The organism is Bradyrhizobium ottawaense, assembly GCF_900099825.1.
Taxonomy (GTDB): Bacteria; Pseudomonadota; Alphaproteobacteria; order Rhizobiales; family Xanthobacteraceae; genus Bradyrhizobium; species Bradyrhizobium ottawaense_A.
Window position 1 is genome coordinate 5,285,823 of the sequence record NZ_LT629693.1, and the last position, 22,878, is coordinate 5,308,700.

The 22,878-nt window shown below is 61.5% G+C and carries 20 protein-coding genes and 1 pseudogene; 13 read left to right on the forward strand and 8 right to left on the reverse strand.

All coding sequences use genetic code 11. The features are described 5' to 3' along the window. Positions 1-112: 112 nt before the first annotated feature. Together BLR13_RS24670 and BLR13_RS24675 are read left to right on the forward strand one after the other, a co-directional pair. Positions 113-505 (forward strand): hypothetical protein, encoded by a 393-nt coding sequence (locus BLR13_RS24670; protein ID WP_143039676.1) that lies wholly within the window; start codon positions 113-115, stop codon positions 503-505. A 788-nt stretch (positions 506-1,293) separates the two neighbouring features. After that, positions 1,294-3,630, forward strand: a complete 2,337-nt coding sequence (locus tag BLR13_RS24675) for an FdhF/YdeP family oxidoreductase (RefSeq protein WP_074818527.1) — start codon at positions 1,294-1,296, stop codon at positions 3,628-3,630. A gap of 186 nt (positions 3,631-3,816) precedes the next feature. Here the strand turns inward: BLR13_RS24675 and rpoH are convergent, their stop codons facing one another. Both rpoH and BLR13_RS40360 read right to left on the reverse strand, forming a co-directional pair. Further along, positions 3,817-4,749 (reverse strand): RNA polymerase sigma factor RpoH, encoded by a 933-nt coding sequence (gene rpoH, locus BLR13_RS24680; RefSeq protein ID WP_079585992.1) that lies wholly within the window; start codon positions 4,747-4,749, stop codon positions 3,817-3,819. A gap of 297 nt (positions 4,750-5,046) precedes the next feature. Continuing rightward, positions 5,047-5,442, reverse strand: coding sequence for a hypothetical protein (locus BLR13_RS40360; RefSeq protein ID WP_143039675.1), 396 nt, complete (start codon positions 5,440-5,442; stop codon positions 5,047-5,049). A gap of 581 nt (positions 5,443-6,023) precedes the next feature. Between BLR13_RS40360 and fdhD the strand changes: the two are divergent. Both fdhD and BLR13_RS24695 read left to right on the forward strand, forming a co-directional pair. After that, positions 6,024-6,858, forward strand: a pseudogene (gene fdhD / locus BLR13_RS24690) (formate dehydrogenase accessory sulfurtransferase FdhD). 8 nt (positions 6,859-6,866) lie between these two features. Continuing rightward, positions 6,867-7,925: a GlxA family transcriptional regulator gene (locus BLR13_RS24695; RefSeq protein ID WP_244524933.1), complete on the forward strand. Its 1,059-nt coding sequence runs from the start codon at positions 6,867-6,869 to the stop codon at positions 7,923-7,925. 87 nt (positions 7,926-8,012) lie between these two features. Here the strand turns inward: BLR13_RS24695 and BLR13_RS24700 are convergent, their stop codons facing one another. The 3 genes from BLR13_RS24700 to BLR13_RS24710 are packed head-to-tail and all read right to left on the reverse strand — an operon-like array spanning position 8,013 to position 10,145. Next, positions 8,013-9,374: a PQQ-dependent sugar dehydrogenase gene (locus BLR13_RS24700; protein ID WP_074831143.1), complete on the reverse strand. Its 1,362-nt coding sequence runs from the start codon at positions 9,372-9,374 to the stop codon at positions 8,013-8,015. 5 nt (positions 9,375-9,379) lie between these two features. Next, positions 9,380-9,850 carry a DUF2231 domain-containing protein gene (locus BLR13_RS24705; RefSeq protein WP_079585989.1) on the reverse strand — a complete coding sequence of 157 codons (471 nt, stop codon included), beginning with the start codon at positions 9,848-9,850 and terminating at the stop codon, positions 9,380-9,382. A 43-nt stretch (positions 9,851-9,893) separates the two neighbouring features. Further along, positions 9,894-10,145 carry a hypothetical protein gene (locus tag BLR13_RS24710; RefSeq protein ID WP_074818518.1) on the reverse strand — a complete coding sequence of 84 codons (252 nt, stop codon included), beginning with the start codon at positions 10,143-10,145 and terminating at the stop codon, positions 9,894-9,896. Positions 10,146-10,471: 326 nt separating this feature from the next. On the opposite strand from BLR13_RS24710, the gene BLR13_RS24715 reads away from it, so the two are divergent. The 3 genes from BLR13_RS24715 to BLR13_RS24725 all read left to right on the forward strand — a co-directional run bounded on the left by BLR13_RS24715 (position 10,472) and on the right by BLR13_RS24725 (position 12,904). After that, complete coding sequence (locus BLR13_RS24715; protein WP_074818514.1) at positions 10,472-10,717, forward strand: hypothetical protein; 246 nt, start codon at positions 10,472-10,474, stop codon at positions 10,715-10,717. 347 nt (positions 10,718-11,064) lie between these two features. Further along, entirely contained in the window at positions 11,065-12,354 is a 1,290-nt protein-coding gene (soxC, locus tag BLR13_RS24720) for a sulfite dehydrogenase (protein WP_074818509.1), read from the forward strand. Then, positions 12,341-12,904, forward strand: a complete 564-nt coding sequence (locus BLR13_RS24725) for a c-type cytochrome (RefSeq protein WP_091976718.1) — start codon at positions 12,341-12,343, stop codon at positions 12,902-12,904. The genes soxC and BLR13_RS24725 overlap by 14 nt, the downstream gene beginning before the upstream one ends. Before the next feature lie 125 nt (positions 12,905-13,029). Here the strand turns inward: BLR13_RS24725 and BLR13_RS24730 are convergent, their stop codons facing one another. Continuing rightward, on the reverse strand, positions 13,030-14,454 hold the full coding sequence (locus tag BLR13_RS24730; RefSeq protein ID WP_079585988.1) for an MATE family efflux transporter: 1,425 nt from the start codon (positions 14,452-14,454) through the stop codon (positions 13,030-13,032). A gap of 102 nt (positions 14,455-14,556) precedes the next feature. On the opposite strand from BLR13_RS24730, the gene gcvA reads away from it, so the two are divergent. Then, a complete protein-coding gene (gene gcvA, locus BLR13_RS24735) occupies positions 14,557-15,435 on the forward strand; it encodes a transcriptional regulator GcvA (protein WP_074818499.1) in 879 nt (292 codons plus the stop codon). On the opposite strand, the gene BLR13_RS24740 is transcribed toward gcvA, so the two are convergent. Continuing rightward, entirely contained in the window at positions 15,432-16,319 is an 888-nt protein-coding gene (locus BLR13_RS24740) for a LysR family transcriptional regulator (RefSeq protein ID WP_074818495.1), read from the reverse strand. The genes gcvA and BLR13_RS24740 overlap by 4 nt on opposite strands. Before the next feature lie 143 nt (positions 16,320-16,462). Between BLR13_RS24740 and BLR13_RS24745 the strand changes: the two genes are divergently transcribed. After that, entirely contained in the window at positions 16,463-17,140 is a 678-nt protein-coding gene (locus BLR13_RS24745; RefSeq protein WP_244524935.1) for a hypothetical protein, read from the forward strand. A 59-nt stretch (positions 17,141-17,199) separates the two neighbouring features. After that, positions 17,200-18,105, forward strand: coding sequence for an SDR family oxidoreductase (locus tag BLR13_RS24750; RefSeq protein ID WP_074818492.1), 906 nt, complete (start codon positions 17,200-17,202; stop codon positions 18,103-18,105). Positions 18,106-18,259: 154 nt separating this feature from the next. On the opposite strand, the gene BLR13_RS24755 is transcribed toward BLR13_RS24750, so the two are convergent. Further along, the gene (locus BLR13_RS24755) at positions 18,260-19,759 is read right to left on the reverse strand and encodes a helicase HerA domain-containing protein (RefSeq protein ID WP_074818489.1); all 1,500 of its coding nucleotides are present in this window, start codon (positions 19,757-19,759) and stop codon (positions 18,260-18,262) included. A 225-nt stretch (positions 19,760-19,984) separates the two neighbouring features. On the opposite strand from BLR13_RS24755, the gene BLR13_RS24760 reads away from it, so the two are divergent. The 3 genes from BLR13_RS24760 to BLR13_RS24770 all read left to right on the forward strand — a co-directional run bounded on the left by BLR13_RS24760 (position 19,985) and on the right by BLR13_RS24770 (position 22,840). Then, on the forward strand, positions 19,985-21,232 hold the full coding sequence (locus BLR13_RS24760; protein ID WP_079585987.1) for an MFS transporter: 1,248 nt from the start codon (positions 19,985-19,987) through the stop codon (positions 21,230-21,232). A gap of 353 nt (positions 21,233-21,585) precedes the next feature. Next, a complete protein-coding gene (locus BLR13_RS24765; RefSeq protein WP_074818482.1) occupies positions 21,586-22,149 on the forward strand; it encodes a GNAT family N-acetyltransferase in 564 nt (187 codons plus the stop codon). 94 nt (positions 22,150-22,243) lie between these two features. Continuing rightward, positions 22,244-22,840: an adenylate kinase gene (locus tag BLR13_RS24770; RefSeq protein WP_074818479.1), complete on the forward strand. Its 597-nt coding sequence runs from the start codon at positions 22,244-22,246 to the stop codon at positions 22,838-22,840. The last annotated feature ends 38 nt before the right edge of the window (positions 22,841-22,878 follow it).

The following is a 22,878-nucleotide window of genomic DNA, read 5'->3' on the forward strand; positions in this document are numbered from 1 at the left end:
GTCGGTCCCACTCACGGATGAATAGTTATTTCAGCAGCCGCTCGTATTGCTCGATGCTCCGCCGGTGCCGCCCGTCAGGCACGGGAACAGATTTGTCGCAGGAGATGAAACAGTGGACGGAGTTGTAATCGTCGGCATGGTTGGCACCAACGTGGTCAGTCCGACGGTGCCCACAGTCGGCGATGCGGTCATCGTCGGTACTGCCGCTGCGGAGCTGACCCCAAGATTCCCGATCTCGATGGATCCCAACGGAACTCCCGTTCGGGCGGCGCCGCCCGGAGTTGTGGGCGACGTTGACGTTGGGGTCGACGATGAAGCAATGCTGCTCGAGCCGGAGCCGCACATTCCCGACAATCCCGACGTTTCCAGCATCCCGGAGGTCGTCGACATTCCCGATGTCGCCGATATTCCCGACGACGTCGACATGGCTGACGATGTTGACATTCCCGACGTTGCCGCCGTCGCCGGCGTCGCGGTTCCCATTGCCATTCCACCGCCGTCATAGGTCGAGGTCGATCCGTACATCCCGGATGGCGCAGTCCCAACGGTCGTGCATGTCGTGCTGCTGCCCGGCATTGCAGTTGCGCCCGTCGAATAGGTGGTGGGCGCTGGACTAATTCCAGGTGATGCGAGCTCGGTAGAGCCAAGGGGGATGCCGGTTGGCGAAACCGTCCCCAAGCCAAGCGGCGAGGTCGCACCGATGGTAGGGGTCGGGCTGGCCATTCCACTGACTTGTGCGATGGCGCCGTTGCCGGCGAAGAGCGCTGGAATGACTGCGGCAACCAGCGCGAATCGCATGAGCGTTCTTCGTTTGCCGACCGCGTGACTGCGGCGAGCGCCTGTGTCGATCGGCTTTGCGGCGATCCCGCCTGGTGCGAGGCTATCGGACATCGGTCAATCCCTCAGTAGGAGCTCAAAAAGGCTTCTGAATAGTCTGCGGCGGCAGATGACAAGCTTCTTGTCCAGCGCCACGTCCGATTTGGGTTGTCGCGGGTCGTACATCGCAAGGCTGATTGGCTGAGAACGGGTCTCAGGTCTGATCTGATCGGGAAGGTGATTGGTCCGCGCGGGCTGTTCAATTAAATACGCGTTTATGGTCTTGGCACCGACTCCATCGCAGCTAGCCGCAACGGATGAAGGGAGGCCGAGCCAATTTCGGTTTCAGAAGTCTAAATTCGATTTTAGTTGAGCGGAGCTCGTTCGCGCCCGACGTCATTGGACTATCTCTGACGAAAAACATTCATCGAAACGAGAAATGCCTTTCGGCAAGCATTAGCGACTACGGAGATCACCATGGGCAAGGACGATGTCGTTGGCGTCGGCGATTACGAGGGCGCCGCAGCGGGATGGGGCGCTCTGAAAGCGGTCGCGGATGCCGTTCGTGGTCAGATGGATATCGTAAAGGAGACGCGCGGTCTCCTCAGCATGAACCAACCACACGGGTTCGATTGCCCGGGTTGCGCCTGGCCCGATCCGAAACATACGTCGTCGTTCGAGTTCTGCGAGAACGGCGCCAAAGCCGTCTCATGGGAAGCGACGGCCAAACGGACGACGCCGGAATTCTTTGCGGCGCACACAGTCAGCGAACTCTGGAAATGGTCGGACTTCGACCTGGAGAATGAGGGCCGTCTGACCCATCCGATGGCCTACGATCGGGCCACCGATCGATACCTTCCAATCTCGTGGGACGAGGCGCTCGCCAGGATTGGCGCCACGCTCCGAGCGTTACCGCACCCCGATATGGCGGAGTTCTACACGTCCGGCAGGGCGTCCAACGAGGCGGCTTTTCTCTATCAGCTGTTTGTACGGGAATACGGAACCAACAACTTCCCCGATTGCTCGAACATGTGTCACGAGGCGACGAGCGTCGGCCTGCCCGAGTCGATCGGTGTCGGCAAGGGAACGGTGACCCTGGAGGATTTCGATCACTGCGACGCGCTCTTTTGCATCGGCCATAATCCAGGGACCAATCACCCTCGGATGCTGACGACGCTGCGTGAGGTCGCAAAGCGGGGAGTGCCGATTATCGTCTTCAACCCGCTGCGCGAGCGCGGCCTGGAGCGGTTCACGTCACCGCAGCATCCCGTCGAGATGCTGACGCTTGGCTCGACGCCAATTGCCTCGACCTACTATCAGGTGAAAGTAGGTGGCGATATCGCTTTGCTGAAGGGAATCATGAAGACCCTGTTGGCGCTCGATGCGAAAAGCGTTGCCGATGGCGGTCCAGGTGTTCTCGATCGCGGCTTCATCAAGAATCATACTGCCGGAATTGACGAACTGCTGGCTGATCTCGATGCCACCTCGTGGGACGCGATCGAAGCGGCTTCGGGTTTGTCGCGTTTGGATATCGAGTTCGTCGGCAATATCTACGCCAAGGCGGAGCGGGTCATTATCAATTACGGCATGGGCATCACCCAGCATCGGCACGGTACAGGCAATGTTCAGCAGATCGCCAACCTGCTGATGCTTCGCGGCAATATCGGACGAGAGGGCGCCGGCATTTCTCCGCTGCGCGGTCACTCGAATGTGCAGGGAGACCGCACGGTCGGCATTACGGAGGTTCCGAATGACGAATTGCTGGACGGAATAGCCCGCGTGTTCGGATTCGACCCGCCCCGCCACAGGGGCCACAACGCGATCGAGGCTGTCGAAGCGATCCGGGACGGACGTTCAAAGGCGTTGGTCTGTCTGGGCGGCAATCTTGCAGTTGCAATGTCCGATTCGGAAGTCACGTTCAAGGCGATGAGGAACCTCGATCTCGCGGTGCATATCGCTACCAAGCTCAATCGCTCCCATTTGCTGCTTGCGAAGCAGTCCTTCATCCTTCCCTGCCTGGGACGCACCGAGCTTGATGTTCAGGCGACGGGCCCCCAGTCGGTCACGGTGGAAGATTCAATGTCGATGGTCCACGCCTCTCGTGGCGGACTGAAGCCCGCGTCCGAGCATCTCAGGTCGGAACCAGCAATCATCGCCGGGATGGCGTTGGCCACATTACCGGAAACCCGGGTCGGATGGGCGAACCTGGTTTCCGATTACGGAAAGATCCGTGATTGCATCGAAGCGGTCTTCCCGGAGTTCGCCGACTTCAATGCTCGCATCAAACAGCCAGGAGGATTTCGGCTGTATGTTGCTGCATCAGAGCGAGAGTGGCTGACACCGACCAGGAAGGCAAATTTCTTCGTTTACCCCGGTCTCGATGAGGATCCGCGTGCGGCGAATCCAGCAGCCCTGACGCTCACGACGATCAGGAGTCATGATCAATATAACACGACGATCTATGGCCTGAATGACCGCTACCGAGGCATTACCGGGCGCCGTGACGTCGTGTTCGTCAATGAGCGGGATCTCGCCAGCCGCGGGTTGAAGCACGGAGACCTGGTCGATGTCAGCGTCGTGTCCGATGTGGGATCGTCACCGGGCGAGCGCGTTATGCGCAACCTGACGGCGGTCGCCTACAATATCGCGCAGGGATCGATCGCGGCGTATTATCCGGAAGCGAATGTCCTGGTTGCGCTCGATCATTACGACGCCGAATCCGGAACCCCGTCCTACAAGTCGACACCGGTTCTGCTCCGCGCTTCGCCAAGCCATGAGGTGCTGCGCCGATTGGTTCAGGCCGCCAATGAATAGAGCCGAAACTCGATGGCGAATACCACAAACCGGCCGGGCGCCGGGAAAGCGCCGGCGAGCGCATGAATTCAGATTGGTGGAAGAGGCCCACGTCGCATGATGCACCATGCGTGCAGTTTATGCGGGCCAATCCATGGCTCAACAACCTGGCGCGTTTTGAACGCGATCTGCTGATCGGCTCTTGGTTCAGGCACGCCAGGCCTGCTGCATCACCGCCGACGCGCTTGCGGCGAGGTTCCTGGCTGCTTTTCGTACTTTTTCGAACGCGCGTGCCTCGATCTGCCGGATCCGCTCGCGCGACACGTTGAATTGTACCGCGAGGTCTTCGAGCGTCAGTGGTTCGTCGACAAAATGCCGAGCCTCGAAGATACGACGTTCGCGGTCGTCCAGGACGTCGATCGCAGCGCTCAGTGCCTTACGCTGGTGGTCGTTCTCGTCCAGTTCGACGACGATCGCTTCCGGCGAGGGGGACTGATCGACGAGATGGTCCTGCCATTCGCCGGTCTCACCGTCCTCGTGAAGCGGCGCATTGATCGATCGATCGCCGCCAAGGCGTCGATTCATGTCGACCACGTCATGCTCCGCGACATCGAGGCTCTTTGCGATCTGAGAGACCTGATCGGGATGCAGATCGCCTCCTTCGAGGGCGGCGATCTTGCTTTTTGCCGAACGCAATTTGAAGAAAAGCTTCTTCTGGTTCGCGGTGGTGCCGATCTTCACGAGTGACCACGAACGCAGGATGTAATCCTGGATGGAAGCCCGGATCCACCAGATCGCGTAGGTGGAGAAGCGAAAGCCCTTTTCCGGTTCGAAGCGATTGACGGCCTGCATCAGGCCGACGTTGCCTTCGGAGATGATTTCCGAAACGGGAAGGCCATAGCCGCGGTAGCCCATGGCGACTTTGGCGGCGAGACGCAGATGACTTGTAACGAGCTGGTTCGCGGCATCCCGGTCGCCGTGGTCGCGCCAACGTTTGGCGAGGCTGTACTCCTGGTCTCTTTCGAGCATCTTGAAGCGCCGGATATCGCAGAGATAACCCTTGCCGGGTCCGTTTCCGACAAACGCTGGTGCGTACCGTGTTCGAGCTGCGAGGCCCGCGAATTGTCCTTCAATGCCCATTTCAGTCGCTCCGCTGTGAAAGTTGGCGTCCGCCGTTCGAAACTCGAGCGGATTACTGAAGGATAGGCGCAGCGCGCGGGGGAGCCATTAAAATGAGGTTTAGGACATTAAATTCGAATTCAAGCGCGAGTTCGTTAGTGAATAGCTGCAGTCACGACATCAACGATAACGCCTCGAACCACTGCTCTCGCAGGTTGGCTCACCCGGTAGAGCTGGCGTTCTGCCGTCGGCATCTTCTCCAGGCGAGCCATAAGACGGCGGAAGCCGCCCGTCGGCGGCTTCCGGATCAGCTTGCATTTAGTAGGTGCAGGTATACGGCCAGGTGCTTGACGTGTAATTCGGGTTATAGGGACAATCGAGGCCGTAGTCGTAGTAGCCGCCGAAATGACGCCGCCCAGCGCCAAGGTGATCGTGCTCCATGCGGGCCATGTGGCCGGAACCAAGGCCGCCGACGTGGCCTCCGCCAAGGCCTCCGATGTGAGCCCCGCCCATAGATCCGATGTGATCACCGCCAAATCCGCCCATGTGGCCACCACCAAAGCCGCCCATGTGGCCACCGCCAAAGCCGCCCATGTGGCCGCCGCCACCGCCACCCATATGGCCACCACCGCCACCGCCACCGCCGCCACCGCGGGCTTGTGCACCCGTGGCAATAAGGCTGCCGGCAAGCAGTGCACTTGCCAAAATCATCATCGCTCGTCCTCGCATAACATTCTCCATTTGGATGGGCGGACTTTCCGCCACAGGGCCTTGTCAGACGTTGGCGGGTCTCAGCAAGGTAAACGCCAACGTCGCGATGGACTGGAGATGGGAATGGCTGTTCTTCGTCTCTACTAAATTCTCTTTCAATCAACCGATGAATGCCCACCTCACCAAGGCGAACAGGCGCGCTTGCAATTGATCGAGGGGTGCTGAAAGTAGGCCGGGATTTCATCCCTCGCAAAAAATTGGACGGCGCGCACCCGCCTTGAGGGGGCATGAAGCGCGGCGCGCGCCGTCCACTCGACAGCCGCATGATATCGCCTCGGGGGACAGGCGTGGCTGTTCTGAACGTGATCTACGCTCGCAACGTCAATCGCGCCATTAAACAATGTTTCAGAAATCATCCACGTTGTTCCTGGTGGTAGGACCAGGAATTGACCGACTCTCTCCCTCTCGCTGTCGAACCCCGGAAAGCTAAATTCGTTTTTAGTTGAGAAGGCGATGTCAAGCAGCGACGGTACCACCGGCGGGCTCTTGTTTCCGGCGTGGCGTCCCCCTGAATGGAGCAACACATGATGGAGCCGGCCCGAGCCGTTTCTCGACGGATTTGGCGAGAGGGCAGTCTGAGCGTCGGTAGTCGTTCGATTCCGGAAGAGACGGCGGTGGCGCTTACATATAACGGCGGGACCTATGCGGTAATGATGACGACACCGCGGGATTTGGAGGATTTTGCGGTTGGCTTCAGTCTGAGTGAAGGCGTTATCAGCTCTTCTGCCGATATCGATTCGCTTGACGTCGTGCCACTCGATGATGGTGTCGAATTGCGGATGTGGCTCAGCAAGCCAAAAGCCGATCGGCTGCGAGAACGACGGCGGCACATCGCCGGACCGACCGGCTGCGGATTGTGCGGCATCGAATCAATCGCGGAAGCGCTACGCCCGGCGACCGCCATCGGGCCCGGCCCGCAATTCTCGCCCGAACAGATCATGGTGGCTATGCAGAGCCTGCCATCGCGCCAAAAGCTCAACATCGAGACGCGCGCGGTACATGCCGCGGCCCTCTGGAATGCCGCGGCCGGCATCGTTGCCTGGCCGCCATAACGCGCTCGACAAGTTGTCGGGTGCGCTGGCTCGTGCGTCCATTGTGGCGGGCGAAGGGATCATTCTTCTCACCAGCCGGATATCAGTTGAGATGGTGCAGAAGAGCGCCGCGATCGGAGCGCCCGTGATGGTGTCGGTTTCGGCTCCAACTGCGCTAGCCGTTCGCATGGCGGATGCGGCGGGTGTCACACTTGCCGCCATCGCGCGCGCAGACGGATTCGAAGTGTTCACGCATCCGCGCCGGATTTCACTTGAGGCTGCTGCCAATGTCGCAGCTTGCAAGAGCGTTGCTCGCGGCAGCTCGTAGGTGCAGAATTGGAGTTGCCAGGCGCGCTTTCAGATGGAAGCTCGTGCACTCGGTCTGGCTTCGTTCTCAGGGCAGGGGAGGAAAGCAGAAAAATGGTTGCGAAGACCGCGCGGAAATCCGTTGCCATCATCGTGCCGCCGAAGGCGCAATCTCTCGATGTGTCGGGGCCGTTGGATGCCTTTCTGGAAGCCAATCGTCACGCGTCCGGCGGGCCTCTCTACGAGGTTCGATTGGTGGCGATCGGCACCGGGCGAACGATCAAGCTGGGAGGGATGTCGCTGGTCGCGGATAGTTCGATTTTCGACGACGGCAGGTCGATCGACACGATGCTCGTGGCCGGAACGCCCGACTACGCCATCGCCCATGACAGCACAGATTTCCACGCCTGGCTGCGCCGCCGCGCGCCGAAGACGCGAAGATATGGCTCGGTATGCACAGGTGCATTCTTTCTCGGTGCGTCAGGCCTCCTCGACGGCATGAGTGCGACGACGCATTGGCAGCATGCCGCCGAACTTGCCGAACGTTTTCCGGCCGCCAAGGTCGTGCCTGACCAGATCTATGTTCAGGATGGCGCGCTTTACACGTCGGCCGGAGTAACCGCCGGCATCGATCTCGCATTGAAGCTGATCGAGGACGATCACGGGCGCGATCTTGCATTGACGGTCGCGCGCCGCCTGGTGGTGTTTTTGAAGCGTCCCGGCGGCCAATCGCAGTTCAGCGCGCATCTGGCGGCGCAGATGGCGGACGAGGGGAAGATTCGATCCCTGCAGCATTGGATCCTCGATCACCTCTCGCTCGATCTCAGCCTGGTTTCGTTGGCGAGCCGGGTCGCGATGAGCGTCCGCAATCTTACGCGTGTGTTTCAGGACGAAACCGGTACCACGCCCGCGGACTTTGTCGAAATGGCGCGGGTAGACGCGGCAAGGCGACTGCTCGAGGAGAGCGAAACCCCATTGCAGCGCGTGGCGTCGCGTTGCGGCTTTGGCAGCCTGGATACGATGCGCCGCGCCTTCCTCCGAAGAATCGGCACCGGGCCCAGCGACTACCGGGAACGATTTCGGCGTTGACGGCCTTGAGGCCGTCAACGCCGATAAGTATTTCCATTTGGTGCGCAGGCGAGCGCCGCCGGAATTCTTTGAGGTTTCCGTGGGCTGCTAACTGGCTGGCTTTGGGGAAGAACCCGGCTTGAGTGATGACACCCGCCATACGGTGTTACCAACATCGTCGGCGATCAATAACCCGCCACTGCGATCGACGGCCAGACCGACCGGCCTTCCATGCGCGTGATTGTTCGCATCGAGGAAGCCGGTGACGACATCCTGTGGCGGGCCGCTCGGCCGTCCACCGCTGAACGGCACGAAGACCACTTTGTAGCCGTTAAGAGGCGATCGATTCCAGCTTCCGTGTTCGCCGACGAACGCGCCGCCGCGGTAGCTCGCCGGAAGATCGGTGCCCGTGTACATGGCTACGCCCAATGGCGCCACGTGTGAGCTTAGCGCGTAGTCCGGCTTGATCGCTGTGGCCACCAGATCGGGCCGCTGCGGCATGATCCGGGGATCCAGGTGCTGGCCGTAATAGCTGTAGGGCCAGCCATAGAAGCCTCCGTCCTGCACCGAGGTCAGATAATCCGGTACCAGGTCGGGCCCGATCTCGTCGCGCTCGTTGGCGATGGCCCAGAGCTTGCCGGTCTCGGGTTCCCACTGCAGCCCGGTGGGATTGCGAACTCCGCTGGCGAAGATCCGATGCGCGCCTGAAGCCCGATCGACCTCCCAGATCGCGGCGCGTTCGTATTCGGCCCCAATTCCGTTTTCGCCGATGTTGCTGTTCGAACCGACGCCGACATAGAGCTTGGAGCCGTCCGGACTGGCCAGCAAAGCCTTGGTCCAGTGATGATCGATCGGCCCGCCAGGCAGATCGGTGAGCTTGGTGCCCGCGGCCGTGATGCTGGTTTGTCCGTCCTGATACGGATAGCGGACGATCGCATCGGTGTTGGCGACGTAAAGGTCGTGACCAACCAGGGCGACGCCGAACGGCGAGTTGAGGTGATCCAGAAACACGGTTCGCAGCTCGGGAGTGCCGTCGGCTTTGGCACCCCGCAGCAGCGTGATGCGGTTCGCGTCCTTCGCCTTGGCGCCGGCGAACGACTGAACCCAGCCGGTGATGATGTCCTTGGGGCGGAAGATCGGTGCTTTCGGACCATTGCTCTCAACCACCAACACGTCTCCATTGGGGAGAACGTAGAGCGACCGGGGATGCTGAAAGCCGGTCGCCAATGCATGGACCTGCAATCCCTGCGGCACCGTGGGGGTTTCCTTTCCCCATCCGACCACCTTTGCGACCCGCATCGGGGGCATCAGATACTGCTGTACCGCGGGCAGCGCGGGATTGGCACCGATCTGCAGTTTTGGATCGGCGGCATGGTCGTCGCAACCGGCGAGTCCCAGGCCGGCGACACCGACGAGGAGAAGCGCGAGACGCGACAGATGCGCCGTACGGACATTCTTGAGGGTCTGCATCATGATTATCCTCCAATACGTCGGCGCTTCGCAAAGGCCATGCTGACGAATGCCGTTACCACGAGAACGGCGACGGTAAGCCCGGAAAGCATCATGCCGGTCGGTACCACTGCGGTATAACCGTCGCGGCTGTGAACGAAGGCGTTGATCAGCGCGAGCAAAACCGCGAGTGCGTAGCCAACCGCGCGGGGCCACGCTGGCCTGTCCATTCGTCTGCGGCCCGCCAGGTCGATTACGAAGGCGATGGTGGCAAGGCCCGCCATGATCAGGCCGGCGACAATCAGCCAGATGGAGAACTTCTCCCACATCACGTCAGGCATCTGCCAGTAGACAATGTCGGTGGCGAGAGCGCCCGCGAAGTAGGCGGCCGAAAACGACACCAGCACCTTATGCATCGGTCGTCTGCGACGCTTCTGTGTCAGTGTCAAATTAGCATCGCGTATGGATGTCGCTTCCGTAATCGTAGCATGCTTCATGCGTCAGTACTCCTGCTGCGCGAGACCGCGAGCTCTCTTCGCCTTACTTGAACTGCGGAATTGCCGGGACAGTTATGTGCGGCTGCGGCAGCGGAGCAATCCTGGAAGCGTTGCCGATGCCGCTCGGATCGGCGACCACATTGCCGATTCCGCCGCGGGTAGCGGGGCCCGACGGGATTCCACTGATTGGCGAATTTCCCGCCCCTGCTTCACCGGCCATCATCGCAAATGAAGCGGTAGGCGCCGCGAAGGACACGAAGAATGCGAGAGCAATTTTTACCGAGGTGTTGGACATGAGAGGCCTCATTTGTTTGATTTGACGGGACCTTTGGGTACGAGAAGTTATCTAGGCCTGTCGATCCGCCGTGCCATTAAATTGGAGTTTAGAACTTCGGACCCAAATGCGTGTTGGCAGAGCTGTGCACGCTCCGAGCTGTGCCCGTCGTCGACGCGCCTCGAACGCAATGCCAGCTATCGGCTGAATCTCAATTTAGTTTCTTGAAGTCCAATTTAGTGGGACGCGCAGAATTGCCGCTTAGCTCCTTGGTGACGCACCTGAGCATTCAGGGCGAAAGCGAGAATTCCCCAATCTCGCTGCCAATCGATTTACGGAGAACAGCTATGACCAGATTCAAGATCCTTGGTGCGGCAGCCATTCTGTCGCTGATGTCCGCAACACCGGTGTTCGCGCAGGCGGCAATTCAGGAGCCGGGTGCGTTCGCGTTCTACTACCCCAACAATGACGTCCTGAACGGCGGCCGGCCCACGCCGGCGGCGGGGATGGACGCCAGGACACCGGTGCTGTTCGGCAGCGGCGGCCCGGTCATGGGCAGCAGTGCAAAGGGTGCGTTTCACGCCCGGCGGTAACATTCCTGCGATCCGTCTTCAGGGACGTTCCTTGGATAGGATGGACGCCGGCAGGCCTGCGAGTAACCGCTCGAAACATCAATATGGACGGCCAAGACCGAGCGCAGCCGATGGAGAAGGCCGGATCGGCAACGATGCGGCCTTTTCCATGAGCCATGTTCAGGTGAGGGCGTGGCGGGCGGCGTCCCTGTCAACGGTACCGAATTGGCAAGATTGAGACAGCCGCAGCAAGCCTCGACAAGCGGTGCCTGGCTCGATGAATTACAATAAAGCGACCTTCGTCCTGGAACGGGGCTGAGCCTCATTGTATTGTTCCAGGCCTATCGATCTTAAGCGGAGGGCGTACGATGAGCGAGCCGACCGACATCGGCGAGAGTCTCGCCGCGACATCGCGACGGCGGTTTCTGCGTAAAGGTGGCGCACTGGTGGGTGGGATCGTCGTTGCGGGCGGTCTCGCCGGCAGCGAAGCAGCGGCGGCGACGGAAAATACCGACAACCTGCCGCCCAATGTCCCGGAATGGATGAAGACGCCTGGCGATCCGATGGGAAGCCAGCTTTACGGAACGCCTTCGCCCTTCGAGAAGGATGTCGTCAAGAACATCCCGAAGAACCTGCCGCAATACTTGTCGGCGTCCGGGCGGACACCGTTGCAGGATCTCGATGGCATCATCACGCCGAATGGACTGTTCTATGAACGCCATCACGGTGGCGTTCCCGCCATCGATCCGGAGCAACATCGGCTGATGCTCCACGGCCTCGTCGACAAGCCGTTGATCTTTACCATGGAGGATATCCGGCGCTTTCCTTCCCAGTCGCACATCTATTTCCTCGAATGCTCTGGCAACCCCGGCTACAAGAAACCCTACGGCAAAACGGCGTCCGACCTCGTCGGCCTCCTGAGCTGTGCGGAATGGACCGGCGTGAGCCTCAAGCTGGTTTTGCAGGAAGCAGGATTGCAGGCGGGGGCAAAATGGGTGATCGCCGAAGGCGCCGATGCCGCCGCAGTGACGCGCAGCATTCCGATCGAAAAATGTCTCGAAGACGCGATGCTGGTGTACAGCCAGAACGGCGAGCGGCTGCGCCCGCAACAAGGCTATCCGCTGCGGCTGTTGTTGCCCGGATTCGAAGGCAACATGAGCATCAAATGGCTGCGACGCCTGCATGTCGCCGCCGAGCCCTCGTATTCGCGCGAGGAGACCTCGAAATACACGGATCTGATGCCGGACGGCTCGGCGCGTGAGTTCACGTTTTTCATGGAAGCGAAATCCATTATCACGCGCCCTTCGGGCGGTCAGCGGCTGACCTCACCCGGGTTCCATGAGATCAGCGGTATCGCCTGGAGCGGCCGCGGCAAGATCGGGCGTGTCGATGTCTCGGTCGATGATGGCAAGAGCTGGCAGGAGGCGCAGTTGCAGGAACCGGTGCTGACCCGGGCGCTGACCCGCTTCAGGCTGCCGTGGCATTGGGACGGCCAGCCTGCCGTCATTCAAAGCCGTGCAATTGATCAAACCGGTTACGTCCAGCCGACGCTGGCCGAGCTTCTCGCGGTTCGTGGCGAGAATTATTTTTACCACAACAACGCGATCTGGCCCTGGCGGATCTCGGCGGGCGGTGAGGTGACCAATGCCAATGCGTGAGCTTCGCATCGCAGCGTTCGCCGTGTTTGCACTGGCATGTGCGGCACCCGCGCAAGCGCAGAGCCCTTACGGCATCGGGCGGGCTGCGACGCCGGCGGAGATCGCGGGCTGGAATATCGATGTCGATCGCGACGGCAACAACCTTCCGCCAGGAAGCGGTACCGTCAATCACGGCCGCGAAGTCTTTGATCAGCAATGCGCGGCTTGTCACGGCGCAAAAGGTGAGGGTAGTGTTGGTGATCGGCTTGTCGGCGGGCAGGGCACACTCGCTACGCCAAACCCGGTGAGGACCGTCGGCAGCTACTGGCCATACGCCCCAACATTATTCGATTATATCCGCCGGGCCATGCCGCAGAACGCGCCGCAATCGCTTGGCAGCGAAGATGTCTACGCGGTCTCGGCTTACATCCTCTACCTGAACGGCCTGCTGCCCGCTGAGGCGACCCTCGACGCCAGGTCGCTGAGCGCGATCAAGATGCCGAACCGAAATATGTTCTCTGGTGATTCCCGGCCCGACGTCAAAAATCCGGCATGTATGACGAACTGCTGAGAAAACGGGAGAGAGATCCGCTGGGTCCGTTATTGGCTCCGCTTTAGAACGCCGCACTCCAATTTAGTTGGGAGCAGGCAGCGCATCGCGACCCAGGGGAGATTGAATTTCCTGGGGAAGCAGCGTCACTCATAGCCTGAGCGGTTAATCAGCGGTGGCAATGCGAACAGGCCGAAAGCCACCATTCCCAGTGCCACGGCAATGAAATTCCAGGTGACGTCGGCCTTGAGCCAGACCACCACGAAGCCGCCGAGCACCGCGATAGCGGCCCTGAGCAATGCGGCGAGGACTGAGGCCTCCATGCGCCTGGTCGCCTGTCCGACGCAGTACAAAGCATAGCCGATCCCGAAGAATCCAAAGAACGGCCCGACGCGGTGCAGGTATTCTGCGCCGACTTGCAGGACGGATGGATCCTGGCTGAACAGTCCGATCCATGCTTTCGGAAAGGCAGCGGCAGTCAGTCCAATCGATTCAGTCAGGGCGAAGGCCATCAACACGCCGATCCAGGACGCCTTTACGGCTCGTTCTACCTGACCGGCGCCGAGGTTCGCGCTGATTACGATTCCAACCGGGCCGCCGACACCGTAGGCGAGCGGCACCAGAAGAAATTCGAGCCGCGAGCCCGCACCATAGCCGGCCAAAGCCTCGACGCCGCCCGTTGCCACATAGGCCGTGACGATCGCGAGCGTCAGATTCGTGGTGGAGGAGACGACGGCCGACATACCGCCGACACGGAGAATGGCGAGCGCCGGCACCAGCGAAAGCCTTGGCACACGAATTGACGGCTTGAGGACGCCAAACCGGCCCCAGAGATAGGCCGCGTAGGCCAGCGTTCCCAAGGCGTAATAGGCAAGCATCGCGACCGCGCCGCCGGAGGGACCAAGACCCTGGTAGCCAAAGGCACCAAAGATCAGCGCCTGCGAAAGCGGGACAAGCATCAATCCGCCGCCACAAACCACGATCACCGGAACCTGCAAGTTGCCGGTGCCGCGAACCACCGCCATCAGGAGATTGAACAACCAGATCACCGTGGCGCCCGAAAAAATGATCAAGGAATAAGAGGCGGCGATCTCCAGAGCATTCCCGGAGACGCCCATGTGCGCGTAAAGGGTTGGGCCCAACGCAACCATGACGGCCGTCGTCGCAAGGCCGAGCGGAACGCCCAGCAGGACGGCGTACCAGGCGTATTCGCTGGCTTCCCCGATCCGGCCGGCCCCGAGGACACGTGCAACGGTCGTGACGATGCCGCCGCCGAGCGCGCCTTGCGCTATGGCGACCACCAGCGAAACCAGCGGAAACACCGCCGAGACACCGGCCAGGGCATCAACGCCGGTTCGCGATACGAAATAGACCTCCAGCAATCCGATGAGAATCTGGACGATCATCACCGTGGAGTTGGGCACTGCAAGCCGCAGGATCGTGGGCGCGATCGGCTTCGCCAGCAGCATGTGGGTGCGGGCATCTGCTTCTAAGGGACGGGCGCGAGCCTTGCTGCACGCTTCGTCCAGCGGCTTGCGCGCTTGAGGTGACAGGACGCAGGAAGCTTGCATGGCTGGTGCTCCATCTGGGAGCCTGTGCAATTACTCCCGAGGCGATCGCGGATCGAACGATAAGATTTGACAGGACATGTTAGCGTTCCTAACAATTGGCGAATGACGCGTTTACCGCCGCTGGAAACATTGCGGGTGTTCGAGGTAGCTTGCCGACACGGCAGCTACTCCGAGGCGGCGCGCGAGCTGCACGTGACGCACAGCGCTGTCAGTCAGCGCATAAGACAATTGGAGGAAGAGCTCGGCCTCACGCTGTTCGAGCGGCAGGGCAATCGAATGGTGCCCACGCCGAGCGGGCTTAGATTGCAGGCAGGCGTCAAAGGCGCGTTTTCGGAATTGAACGCAGCGCTCGGCAACATCGGGACTCGCCGGACCGAGGCAGAAATCACCGTAAGCCTGCTGCCGGTCATGGCGGCGCGCTGGCTGGTTCCGCGCCTGCCTCGTTTCACGATCCGTTATCCGCGCATCAATCTGCACATCAAAACGGGTCAGTCGCTGGCCAATTTCAAATCCGACGGCGTCGACATCGCGATCCGGTTCGGCGCGGGCGATTGGAAGGGCCTGCGGGCCATCAAGCTTCTTGATGAAGAGCTTTTTCCGGTATGCAGCCCGAGCCTCAACGACGGGCGGTTGCCGAAGGACCCTGCATCGATGTTATCGAAGCCGTTGTTGATCGACCGCAATGTGTCGTGGCGCGCCTGGTTCAGGTCTGCCGGTGTGACGCTTGATCGCGATATCGCAGGGACCTCCTTCACCGATACCAACGCGCTGATGGAAGCCGCCGTGGCAGGGCAGGGGATTGCGCTCGGCCGCCTCTCGTTCACGCGATCGGATATCCTGGCGGGAAAGCTGGTTCGCTTGTCCGAACACAGCCTGCGTCTTGCTCACGCTCACTATGCGGTTTACCCGATCTCTTCCGAGTCCAACCCGGCGCTGGTCGCTTTCCGGGACTGGTTGATCGAAGAAGCCCGACGCATTTAGGAAGTCCCGGCAAGCTTGCCGATCCTGGAAAGCAGCAGCTTCAGGACCGGCGACTTGTTCGCCTTGTGGTAGGCGAGAACCAGGTCGAGCGTCGGTACTTCTCCCTGCACCGGACGTGTGGCTATTGATTCCGGCAGATAGTTCCTCGTGTAAGCCGGCAACAGCATAACCGCGCGCGTCGACGTGATCATCGATATCGCATGGACGACATTGTGCACTTCGTGCTCCGGCTTGAGATCGATGCCGGCCCGGTTGAAATACTCCAGCACGACACGGCGGACCGCGGGGGCAGCCTTGGAAGGAAGCAGGAAAGCTTCCTTTGCGATCTCCTGCGGCGCCACCGCTGTAAGCGAAGCCAGGCGGTGGTCGGCCGGAAAAGCAAGAATCAGCGGGTCGGTGCGGACGCGCCGGTAGATCAAATCTTCCATATGCTCTTCCGGCCGGATGAAGGCGGCATCAAGCTTGCGCCGCATCAAGGTCTTGGCCAGCACCGGAGAGTAATCGCTCGACAGGCGGATTTCGATGCCGGGAAATTCATCGCGAAGGACGCGTTCCACCTCCGGCAACAAGCCGATTTCGGCTCCCGACATAAAGCCAAGGGCAAATACCGGTCGCGCCGGCTGGGCGGCACGCAGCGCCGCTTCCTTGGCGGCTTCTGCCTGAACCAGCGCCATTCGTGCATGGTCCAGAAAAGCCTTTCCGGCCGACGTCAGCTCAACACCCTGCGCGCTGCGATGCATCAGCTGAACGCCGACTTCCTCTTCGAGATCCCGGATTTGCCGGCTCAGCGACGGCTGCGAGGTGTGCAGCTTCTGCTCGGCGGCAACGGTCAAGCTGCCGGCGTCGGCCACGGCGACGAAGTAGCGGAGGTGCCGGAGCTCCATTCCAACCTCCCATATCCCACAGGCATGGGGCCAGCTTACAAAGTCTTTTTCAGGCAGGCCAGCGACTCCTATAGCAGAAGGGCGCTGTACGCGGGGGCCTGCCCGCCAGGCAGGGCGTATCCCGATCCAGACAAGATGAAGGCATGCGCATGCGCAAAGGCATCAAGGCGTCGCTGTTGTTCCTCCTGGCGGTGACAGCCATTGGCGAAGCCGCCGCGCAGTCCCCCACCCAACCGAAGGCAAGCGCCATGGAAACAGACGTCACGAAGATCAAGCAGGCCTTGCTCGGCAACTGGGAGAGCATTGCGCCTGAGGTCCGGCCAAGCGCAGCCAAGAATGCGGACGGCTCGCTCAAGCCGTTCTACTTGAAGCGCGCTTTCAAATATCTGCCGTCTGACCGGTTCGAGCTCGAGATCATCAATTCGGCGGACCCTTACGGTGCGGTGCCGCTCGCCCGCCTCAAGATTGGCGGGCACGTGCTGTGGCAGGGCGCTCACCCGATCGCGCCGGGTGCGCAGAAGGTCGACTTCATTGCCGATGAGGCCTACGAGGTCACGCCGCTCGCGGCGGGATTTGCCGACGTGCTCAACAAGGTCGCCTCGGCGGGATACGCGCCCTGGGCCGTCAACGCGTCCCAGAGCATCTTCGGAAAGACGTTTGTCCCCTTTGCCCTGAAGGAAGGGACGAATTTCATGGAGTACGACCTCGTCTACCTCGGGGGCGACCTGCTGTTCTGGGGCGCCCGCAACATCGACGGCCGTGGCTTCGATACCGAGCAGAACCGGCCCACAAACCTGCAAATCCCGCTGATCCGCAAATAGTGCAAGCGTGATAAATTGATCTTGCGAAAGTGACTTGATCCCTTGAGCAAGGTGCTTCCATGGCGACACAGGCTGAAATCCCTTCGCAGCTCGGCAAGACCGCCGTTGTCACGGGGGCGACGGGTGGTCTCGGCTACGAGACGGCCCTGGCCCTGACCAGGGCCGGTGCAGAAGTCATTCTGGCCGGCCGCGACGGCAACAAGGGGCGGTTGGCTATCGAGAAGATCAGCCGCGAGGTGATCGGCGCCAAAACAAGCTACGAACATCTGGATCTGGCCAACCTCGCATCGATCGCTGACTTCGCGCAGCGGATGCAAACCCGGCAGTCGCTTGATCTCCTGATCAACAATGCCGGCGTGATGGCGTTGCCCCGCCGGCAAACCACGGCGGATGGCTTTGAGATGCAGTTCGGAACGAACTATCTCGGTCACTTCGCCCTCACGGCCCGGCTGATGCCGCTGTTGCGCGGGGCGAGCGGACCAAGGGTCGTCAGCGTCAGCAGCCTGGCGCACCGAACCGGGCTGATCGATTTCAACGATCTGCAGGGCACTCGCCTGTATTCGCCGTGGAAGGCCTATGGGCAATCCAAGCTCGCATGCCTGATATTCGCGCTCGAATTGCAACGACGCAGTGACGCGGCGGGCTGGAATCTGACCAGCAACGCGGCCCATCCCGGATTTTCCCGCACCAACCTGTTCGCGGGCGGCCCCGGCGGCCTGATTTCCCTTGCGACCGATTTCGCAGCGCCGCTGTTCGGTCAATCCGCGGCTGACGGCGCGAGGCCGATCCTGTTCGCGGCGACAAGCCCGGAGGCAAAGCAGGGGAGGTATTACGGACCCGGAGGATTTAGCGAGCTGAGAGGGTCGCCGGCGCCCGCGCTGATCATGCCACAGGCACGAGACGCGGCAGCGGCCGCCAGACTTTGGGATGTTTCCGAGAAGCTGACGGGTACGTCATTCGAATAATGGTCGGCGGATGCAACCGCATGCAATGGTCGCGAGGAGAAATGGAATGGCCACCCCATCCAAACCAGGCAACGGAAACAGCCTCGTCCAAACCGTCAAAGCCGTGACACAGATGTTCTAATGCATTCTTCCAGGCGCGTGCCAGACCGCCGCCTCACTCCGCCGCCAGCGCGTTTCCTGCTTCCTCGGCGTTAGGATCGCCCGGCGCCGTCGCCCATGCCAGTTCGACCAGTGTGACGATCCGCCGGCCGGCGCCGTCGATCTGGCAAACGATGAGGCCCTGCTCCTCGATATAGGTCAGCAGACGCCGCGCGCGGCGCAACGAATGCGAGCCGTAAGCACGGGCGATCGCAGGGTCGCCGGGGCAGGGCCATCCTTCCTTGGCGGCGCGGGCGATCATCATGAAGACGCCCTGCATATCCTCCGGCAGCAGCGAGGCGCGGGCCGAGACGTCTTGCCATCCGTCGTCATCCTCGGTGACATCGGAGCCCAGGCCGGCGCGGGCCCGCGTCAGCATGCGGCGAAACTCGCCGAGGTCCGGGACAGCGGCGCCCAGACCCTCGATCCGGCAGCGCACGACGAACTCCTGATACAACACCCCGATGGCCTGGAACGCCGCATTGGGTTGCTGCGTGACGGCTTGCAGAACGTGGTCCAGTTGCTCCCGCCGCTTCGCCAGTTGCTCGGCCGTGAGCGATGGCTCCGCCTCGGGACGGATCTCCGACGCTATGTTTTTTGCCGCCATCAGCTGTCCGAGCAAATCCGGCGCCGCCGATCGTCGCCGGGGCCGGTTATTCTCAGCCGGCGGTGCCGCCAGAATGATCGCGTGCGCGTCGGGTGTGGCTTCCGGCATCGGCATCAGACGCGGGATGGCGTTGCGTGGCGCAGTCTCCGTCGGGCCGATGCGCAAGCCCAGCGGCCGGCGGGAGAGCGCCGGTCCCAGCGCCATGAACTGTCCGCGCTCCAAATCGCGAAACGTCTCCGCCTGCCGCCGCTCCATGCCGAGCAGGTCGGCGGCGCGGGCCATGTCGATATCGAGGAAGGTCCGGCCCATCAGAAAATTGGACGCTTCGGCCGCGACGTTCTTGGCGAGCTTCGCCAGTCGCTGGGTGGCGATGATGCCCGCGAGCCCGCGTTTGCGCCCACGGCACATCAGGTTGGTCATGGCGCCGAGCGAGAGCTTGCGCGCTTCGTCGGTCACCTCGCCGGCGATCGCAGGCGCAAACAGCTGCGCTTCGTCCACGACCACCAGCATCGGATACCAGTGGTCGCGGGCGACCTCGAACAGCCCGTCGAGAAAGGCGGCGGCGCGCCGCATCTGGTTTTCGGCGTCGAGCCCTTCGAGATTGAGCACCGTAGAGACGCGATGGATGCGCGCCCGCTCGCCGGCCACCTGCAGGCCCTGCTCGGTGTGATCCTGCGCGTCGATCAGCAGATGGCCAAAGCGATCGGCAAGGGCGACAAAGTCGCCTTCGGGATCGATGATCGTCTGCTGCACCCAGGGAGCGCTCTGCTCCAGCAGCCGGCGCAACAGATGGGATTTGCCGGAACCTGAATTGCCCTGAACCAGCAGGCGTGTGGCCAGCAGTTCCTCGAGGTCCAGTGTCGCGGGCGCCCCTGCGGTCGTCTGCCCCATCTCGATCGCAACGGTCATAACGCGACTCAGCTCTCCATCCGGAGGCGGGTGCTTAACAACCCGGCTGGATGGCGTCGAGCGTGGAATGTACGGGCGCTACAGGTTCTCCACGGGTGTGGCTTGCCTAGCCGTAGCTCGCCTTCACCCGTGGCGTTCCGTTCGCCTTTATCCACGACTCAACATTGCCTGTATGTTGCGCGCCCCGCATGAAAGGCTGATGATCGTCACCGAGGAGAGTGTGAAATGAGCCAGGTTCAGGATGTTACGGGAGCGGTTCTCCCGGACTCAGTCTCGGAGACCGACAGCAACGCCCGCAGAGCCATGTGGGGCTCTGCCATCGGCTATGCAATGGATGGCTTTGATCTCCTGATACTCGGTTTCATGTTGAATGCGATTTCAAGTGATTTGCATCTTACTTCCGTGCAAGCCGCTTCCCTGGTGACCGCGACGCTTGTGGGCGCAGTCGTCGGCGGATTTGGATTTGGAATGCTGTCGGATCGATTGGGCCGGGTGCGCGTTCTGACCTGGACCATCGTCGTGTTCGCCGTGTTTACCGGAATGTGCGCCCTGGCGCAGGGCTATTGGGATCTGCTGGTCTACCGGGGCATTGCCGGCCTCGGCCTTGGCGGGGAATTCGGGATCGGGATGGCGCTGGTGGCCGAGGCCTGGCCCAGCTCGAAACGTGCGCGCGCTTGCTCGTATGTGGGATTGGGATGGCAGCTCGGTGTCCTGGCCGCCGCCTTGCTGACGCCGCTGCTGTTGCCGGTGATCGGCTGGCGCGGCATGTTTGTCGTCGGCATTTTCCCGGCGATCGTCAGTTACTTCATCAGAAGCGTTCTGCACGAGCCGGAGTTGTTCGTATCTCACCGAAGCCGCGCGCCGGATGCACCGTCTCCGCTGCGATTGCTCGTCGCGGACGGGCCGACGATCAAAACCAGCCTCGGGATGATCATCCTCTGCTCGGTGCAGAATTTCGGGTACTACGGAATCATGATCTGGCTGCCGAATTATCTGTCGACGCGGTTCGGCTACGGTCTGACTCGCTCCGCTATCTGGACCGCCGTGACGATCGGCGGCATGGCGCTCGGTATCTTTCTGTTTGGACACATCGCGGACCGCATCGGCCGCCGTCCGGCCTTCCTTTCCTACATGCTCGGTGCGGCCATCATGGTCGTGGTCTATTCGCAGCTGGTCCACCCGCTGCATCTGCTTGTTGGCGGCGCTGTCATGGGCTTCTTTGTGAATGGCATGTTGGGTGGTTACGGGGCACTTATGAGCGAGCTCTATCCGACGGCAGCCCGCGCCACTGCGCAGAACGTATTCTTCAACATTGGGCGGGCTGTTGCCGGCTTTGGCCCGCTGGCTGTGGGCGCTGTGAGTGCCGTCTATGGTTTTCAAACGGCCATCGCGTTGCTCGCCCTGCTTTACATTCTGGACATTGCTGCGTTGCTTCTCCTCATTCCCGAACGGAAGGGAGCCGAGTTGGTCTGAGGTTCATCTTCCGCGGGTGTTTCCAAACTCAGGGCGACCATCTGGCGCGCCCGGTCCCGGAGCCGAATGATCGACGGAATAGTGGTCCGGAAAGACTGTTGCGATGTTACCACCGTGCTGCTGATTTGCCCGACGTGTCAAAATGTTTTCGCGGAGTCGCTCAAGGCAAGGATCGCCGGCTACTTTGCATGGGGTTGTTTTCGATATTTTGGGTGGGGCGGTGGCCGGCCGGAAGGCGGCGACCGAACGTACTTCTCCAAGCGGTCGCGCGAACAGGCATGGCGAGTTTGATCACAGTGGAGGCTTGACGCGTCTTCGATTGGACGGATCCAGGAGGTGAGGCCGGGACGCCCATGGCCCTCAAAGCACTGACGCGCGAGCTGCAGGCGGACGAGCGAAAACAACTGCTCGTGCACCTGCTCGCGCTCAGCGCGGACGACCGTCGTCTGAGGTTCGAGCATGCGCTGTCGGACGACGGTCTGCGCCACTACGTGGACGGTATCGACTTCTCGCGCGATGCCGTCTTCGTCGTCACGGGGGACAATCTCGCGGTCGTCGGCGCGGCGCATCTGGCCCGAAGCGATGGGCACGCCCAGTTGGGCGTATCCGTCCTGCCGCCGGGGCGGGGTCAGGGGATCGGCGGTACCTTGCTCGAGCGCAGCGCCGCCCGGGCGCGGAACTGGGGTATTCGCGTGATGTTCATGAATTGCCTGGTCGAGAATGCACCAATGATGCACCTGGCGCGCAGGCAGGGCCTCAATATCGTTGTGTCCGGTTCGGAGGCCGAGGCTTTCGTACGTCTGCCAAGAGCCGATCTGGGCAGCCTCGCCACCGAGGCCGTGTCCGAGCATCTCGGCTTGTTCGACTACGCGCAGAAGGCCCATTGGCTGGCGCTCCAGTCGCGGCTCCGGCCATGAATGCCCGTCCGAGGCGGGCGAAAGGGACGCTGACGCTGAAATCGTGCAACGGTGCGAGCTGCGTGCTTTGTGACGACAACAGAAGGGCAAGTTGATGAGGATCGTCTTGTTGGGGCCACCTGGAGCGGGAAAGGGTACGCAGGCCACGCGCATTGTTGACGAGGTAAGGGTTCCGCATCTGTCGACCGGAGACATGCTGCGCGCCGCGGCGCTCGCGGATACGGAATTTGGCAGCGAGGTCAGGCAGACGATGGCGAGCGGTCAGCTTGTGTCCGATCAGGTCATCGTCGCGGCCGTCATGGAGCGGATTTCGTTGCCGGATGCCAGGCGCGGCTTCGTACTTGACGGGTTTCCCAGAACAATGTCGCAGGCAGTCACATTCGACGACCATCTCGATAGGCAGGGCATGACGCTCGACCATGTGATCGAGCTGCGTGCGGACGAGGAGATATTGCTGGATCGGATCATGACCAGGGCGCAACAGGCAAGGGAGACGGGAAGTGCAGCGCGCGCCGATGACAACCGCGACACGCTGAAGGTGCGCCTCGATGCATATAACGAACTGACGGCGCCTCTCATCGAATACTATCGCGAGCGAAGTCTGCTTCGCAGCATCGACGGCCTGCAGGCGGTCGACGACGTGACGGCCGACCTGCTCAAGGTGATCGGCTCGGGATCGTCGGTGGCATGATCGCCCGGGATCGACGGCGCCACCGCGATACAGGGCCG

Coding starts and splice junctions, on each gene's coding strand:
- BLR13_RS24675 (WP_074818527.1), top strand. CDS start 1,294: ATGGGCAAGGACGATGTCGTTGGCGTCGGCGATTACGAGGGCGCCGCA.
- rpoH (WP_079585992.1), bottom strand. CDS start 4,749: ATGGGCATTGAAGGACAATTCGCGGGCCTCGCAGCTCGAACACGGTAC.
- BLR13_RS40360 (WP_143039675.1), bottom strand. CDS start 5,442: ATGATGATTTTGGCAAGTGCACTGCTTGCCGGCAGCCTTATTGCCACG.
- BLR13_RS24700 (WP_074831143.1), bottom strand. CDS start 9,374: ATGCAGACCCTCAAGAATGTCCGTACGGCGCATCTGTCGCGTCTCGCG.
- BLR13_RS24705 (WP_079585989.1), bottom strand. CDS start 9,850: ATGAAGCATGCTACGATTACGGAAGCGACATCCATACGCGATGCTAAT.
- BLR13_RS24710 (WP_074818518.1), bottom strand. CDS start 10,145: ATGTCCAACACCTCGGTAAAAATTGCTCTCGCATTCTTCGTGTCCTTC.
- BLR13_RS24715 (WP_074818514.1), top strand. CDS start 10,472: ATGACCAGATTCAAGATCCTTGGTGCGGCAGCCATTCTGTCGCTGATG.
- soxC (WP_074818509.1), top strand. CDS start 11,065: ATGAGCGAGCCGACCGACATCGGCGAGAGTCTCGCCGCGACATCGCGA.
- BLR13_RS24725 (WP_091976718.1), top strand. CDS start 12,341: ATGCCAATGCGTGAGCTTCGCATCGCAGCGTTCGCCGTGTTTGCACTG.
- BLR13_RS24730 (WP_079585988.1), bottom strand. CDS start 14,454: ATGCAAGCTTCCTGCGTCCTGTCACCTCAAGCGCGCAAGCCGCTGGAC.
- gcvA (WP_074818499.1), top strand. CDS start 14,557: ATGACGCGTTTACCGCCGCTGGAAACATTGCGGGTGTTCGAGGTAGCT.
- BLR13_RS24740 (WP_074818495.1), bottom strand. CDS start 16,319: ATGGAGCTCCGGCACCTCCGCTACTTCGTCGCCGTGGCCGACGCCGGC.
- BLR13_RS24745 (WP_244524935.1), top strand. CDS start 16,463: ATGCGCATGCGCAAAGGCATCAAGGCGTCGCTGTTGTTCCTCCTGGCG.
- BLR13_RS24750 (WP_074818492.1), top strand. CDS start 17,200: ATGGCGACACAGGCTGAAATCCCTTCGCAGCTCGGCAAGACCGCCGTT.
- BLR13_RS24755 (WP_074818489.1), bottom strand. CDS start 19,759: ATGACCGTTGCGATCGAGATGGGGCAGACGACCGCAGGGGCGCCCGCG.
- BLR13_RS24760 (WP_079585987.1), top strand. CDS start 19,985: ATGAGCCAGGTTCAGGATGTTACGGGAGCGGTTCTCCCGGACTCAGTC.
- BLR13_RS24765 (WP_074818482.1), top strand. CDS start 21,586: ATGGCCCTCAAAGCACTGACGCGCGAGCTGCAGGCGGACGAGCGAAAA.
- BLR13_RS24770 (WP_074818479.1), top strand. CDS start 22,244: ATGAGGATCGTCTTGTTGGGGCCACCTGGAGCGGGAAAGGGTACGCAG.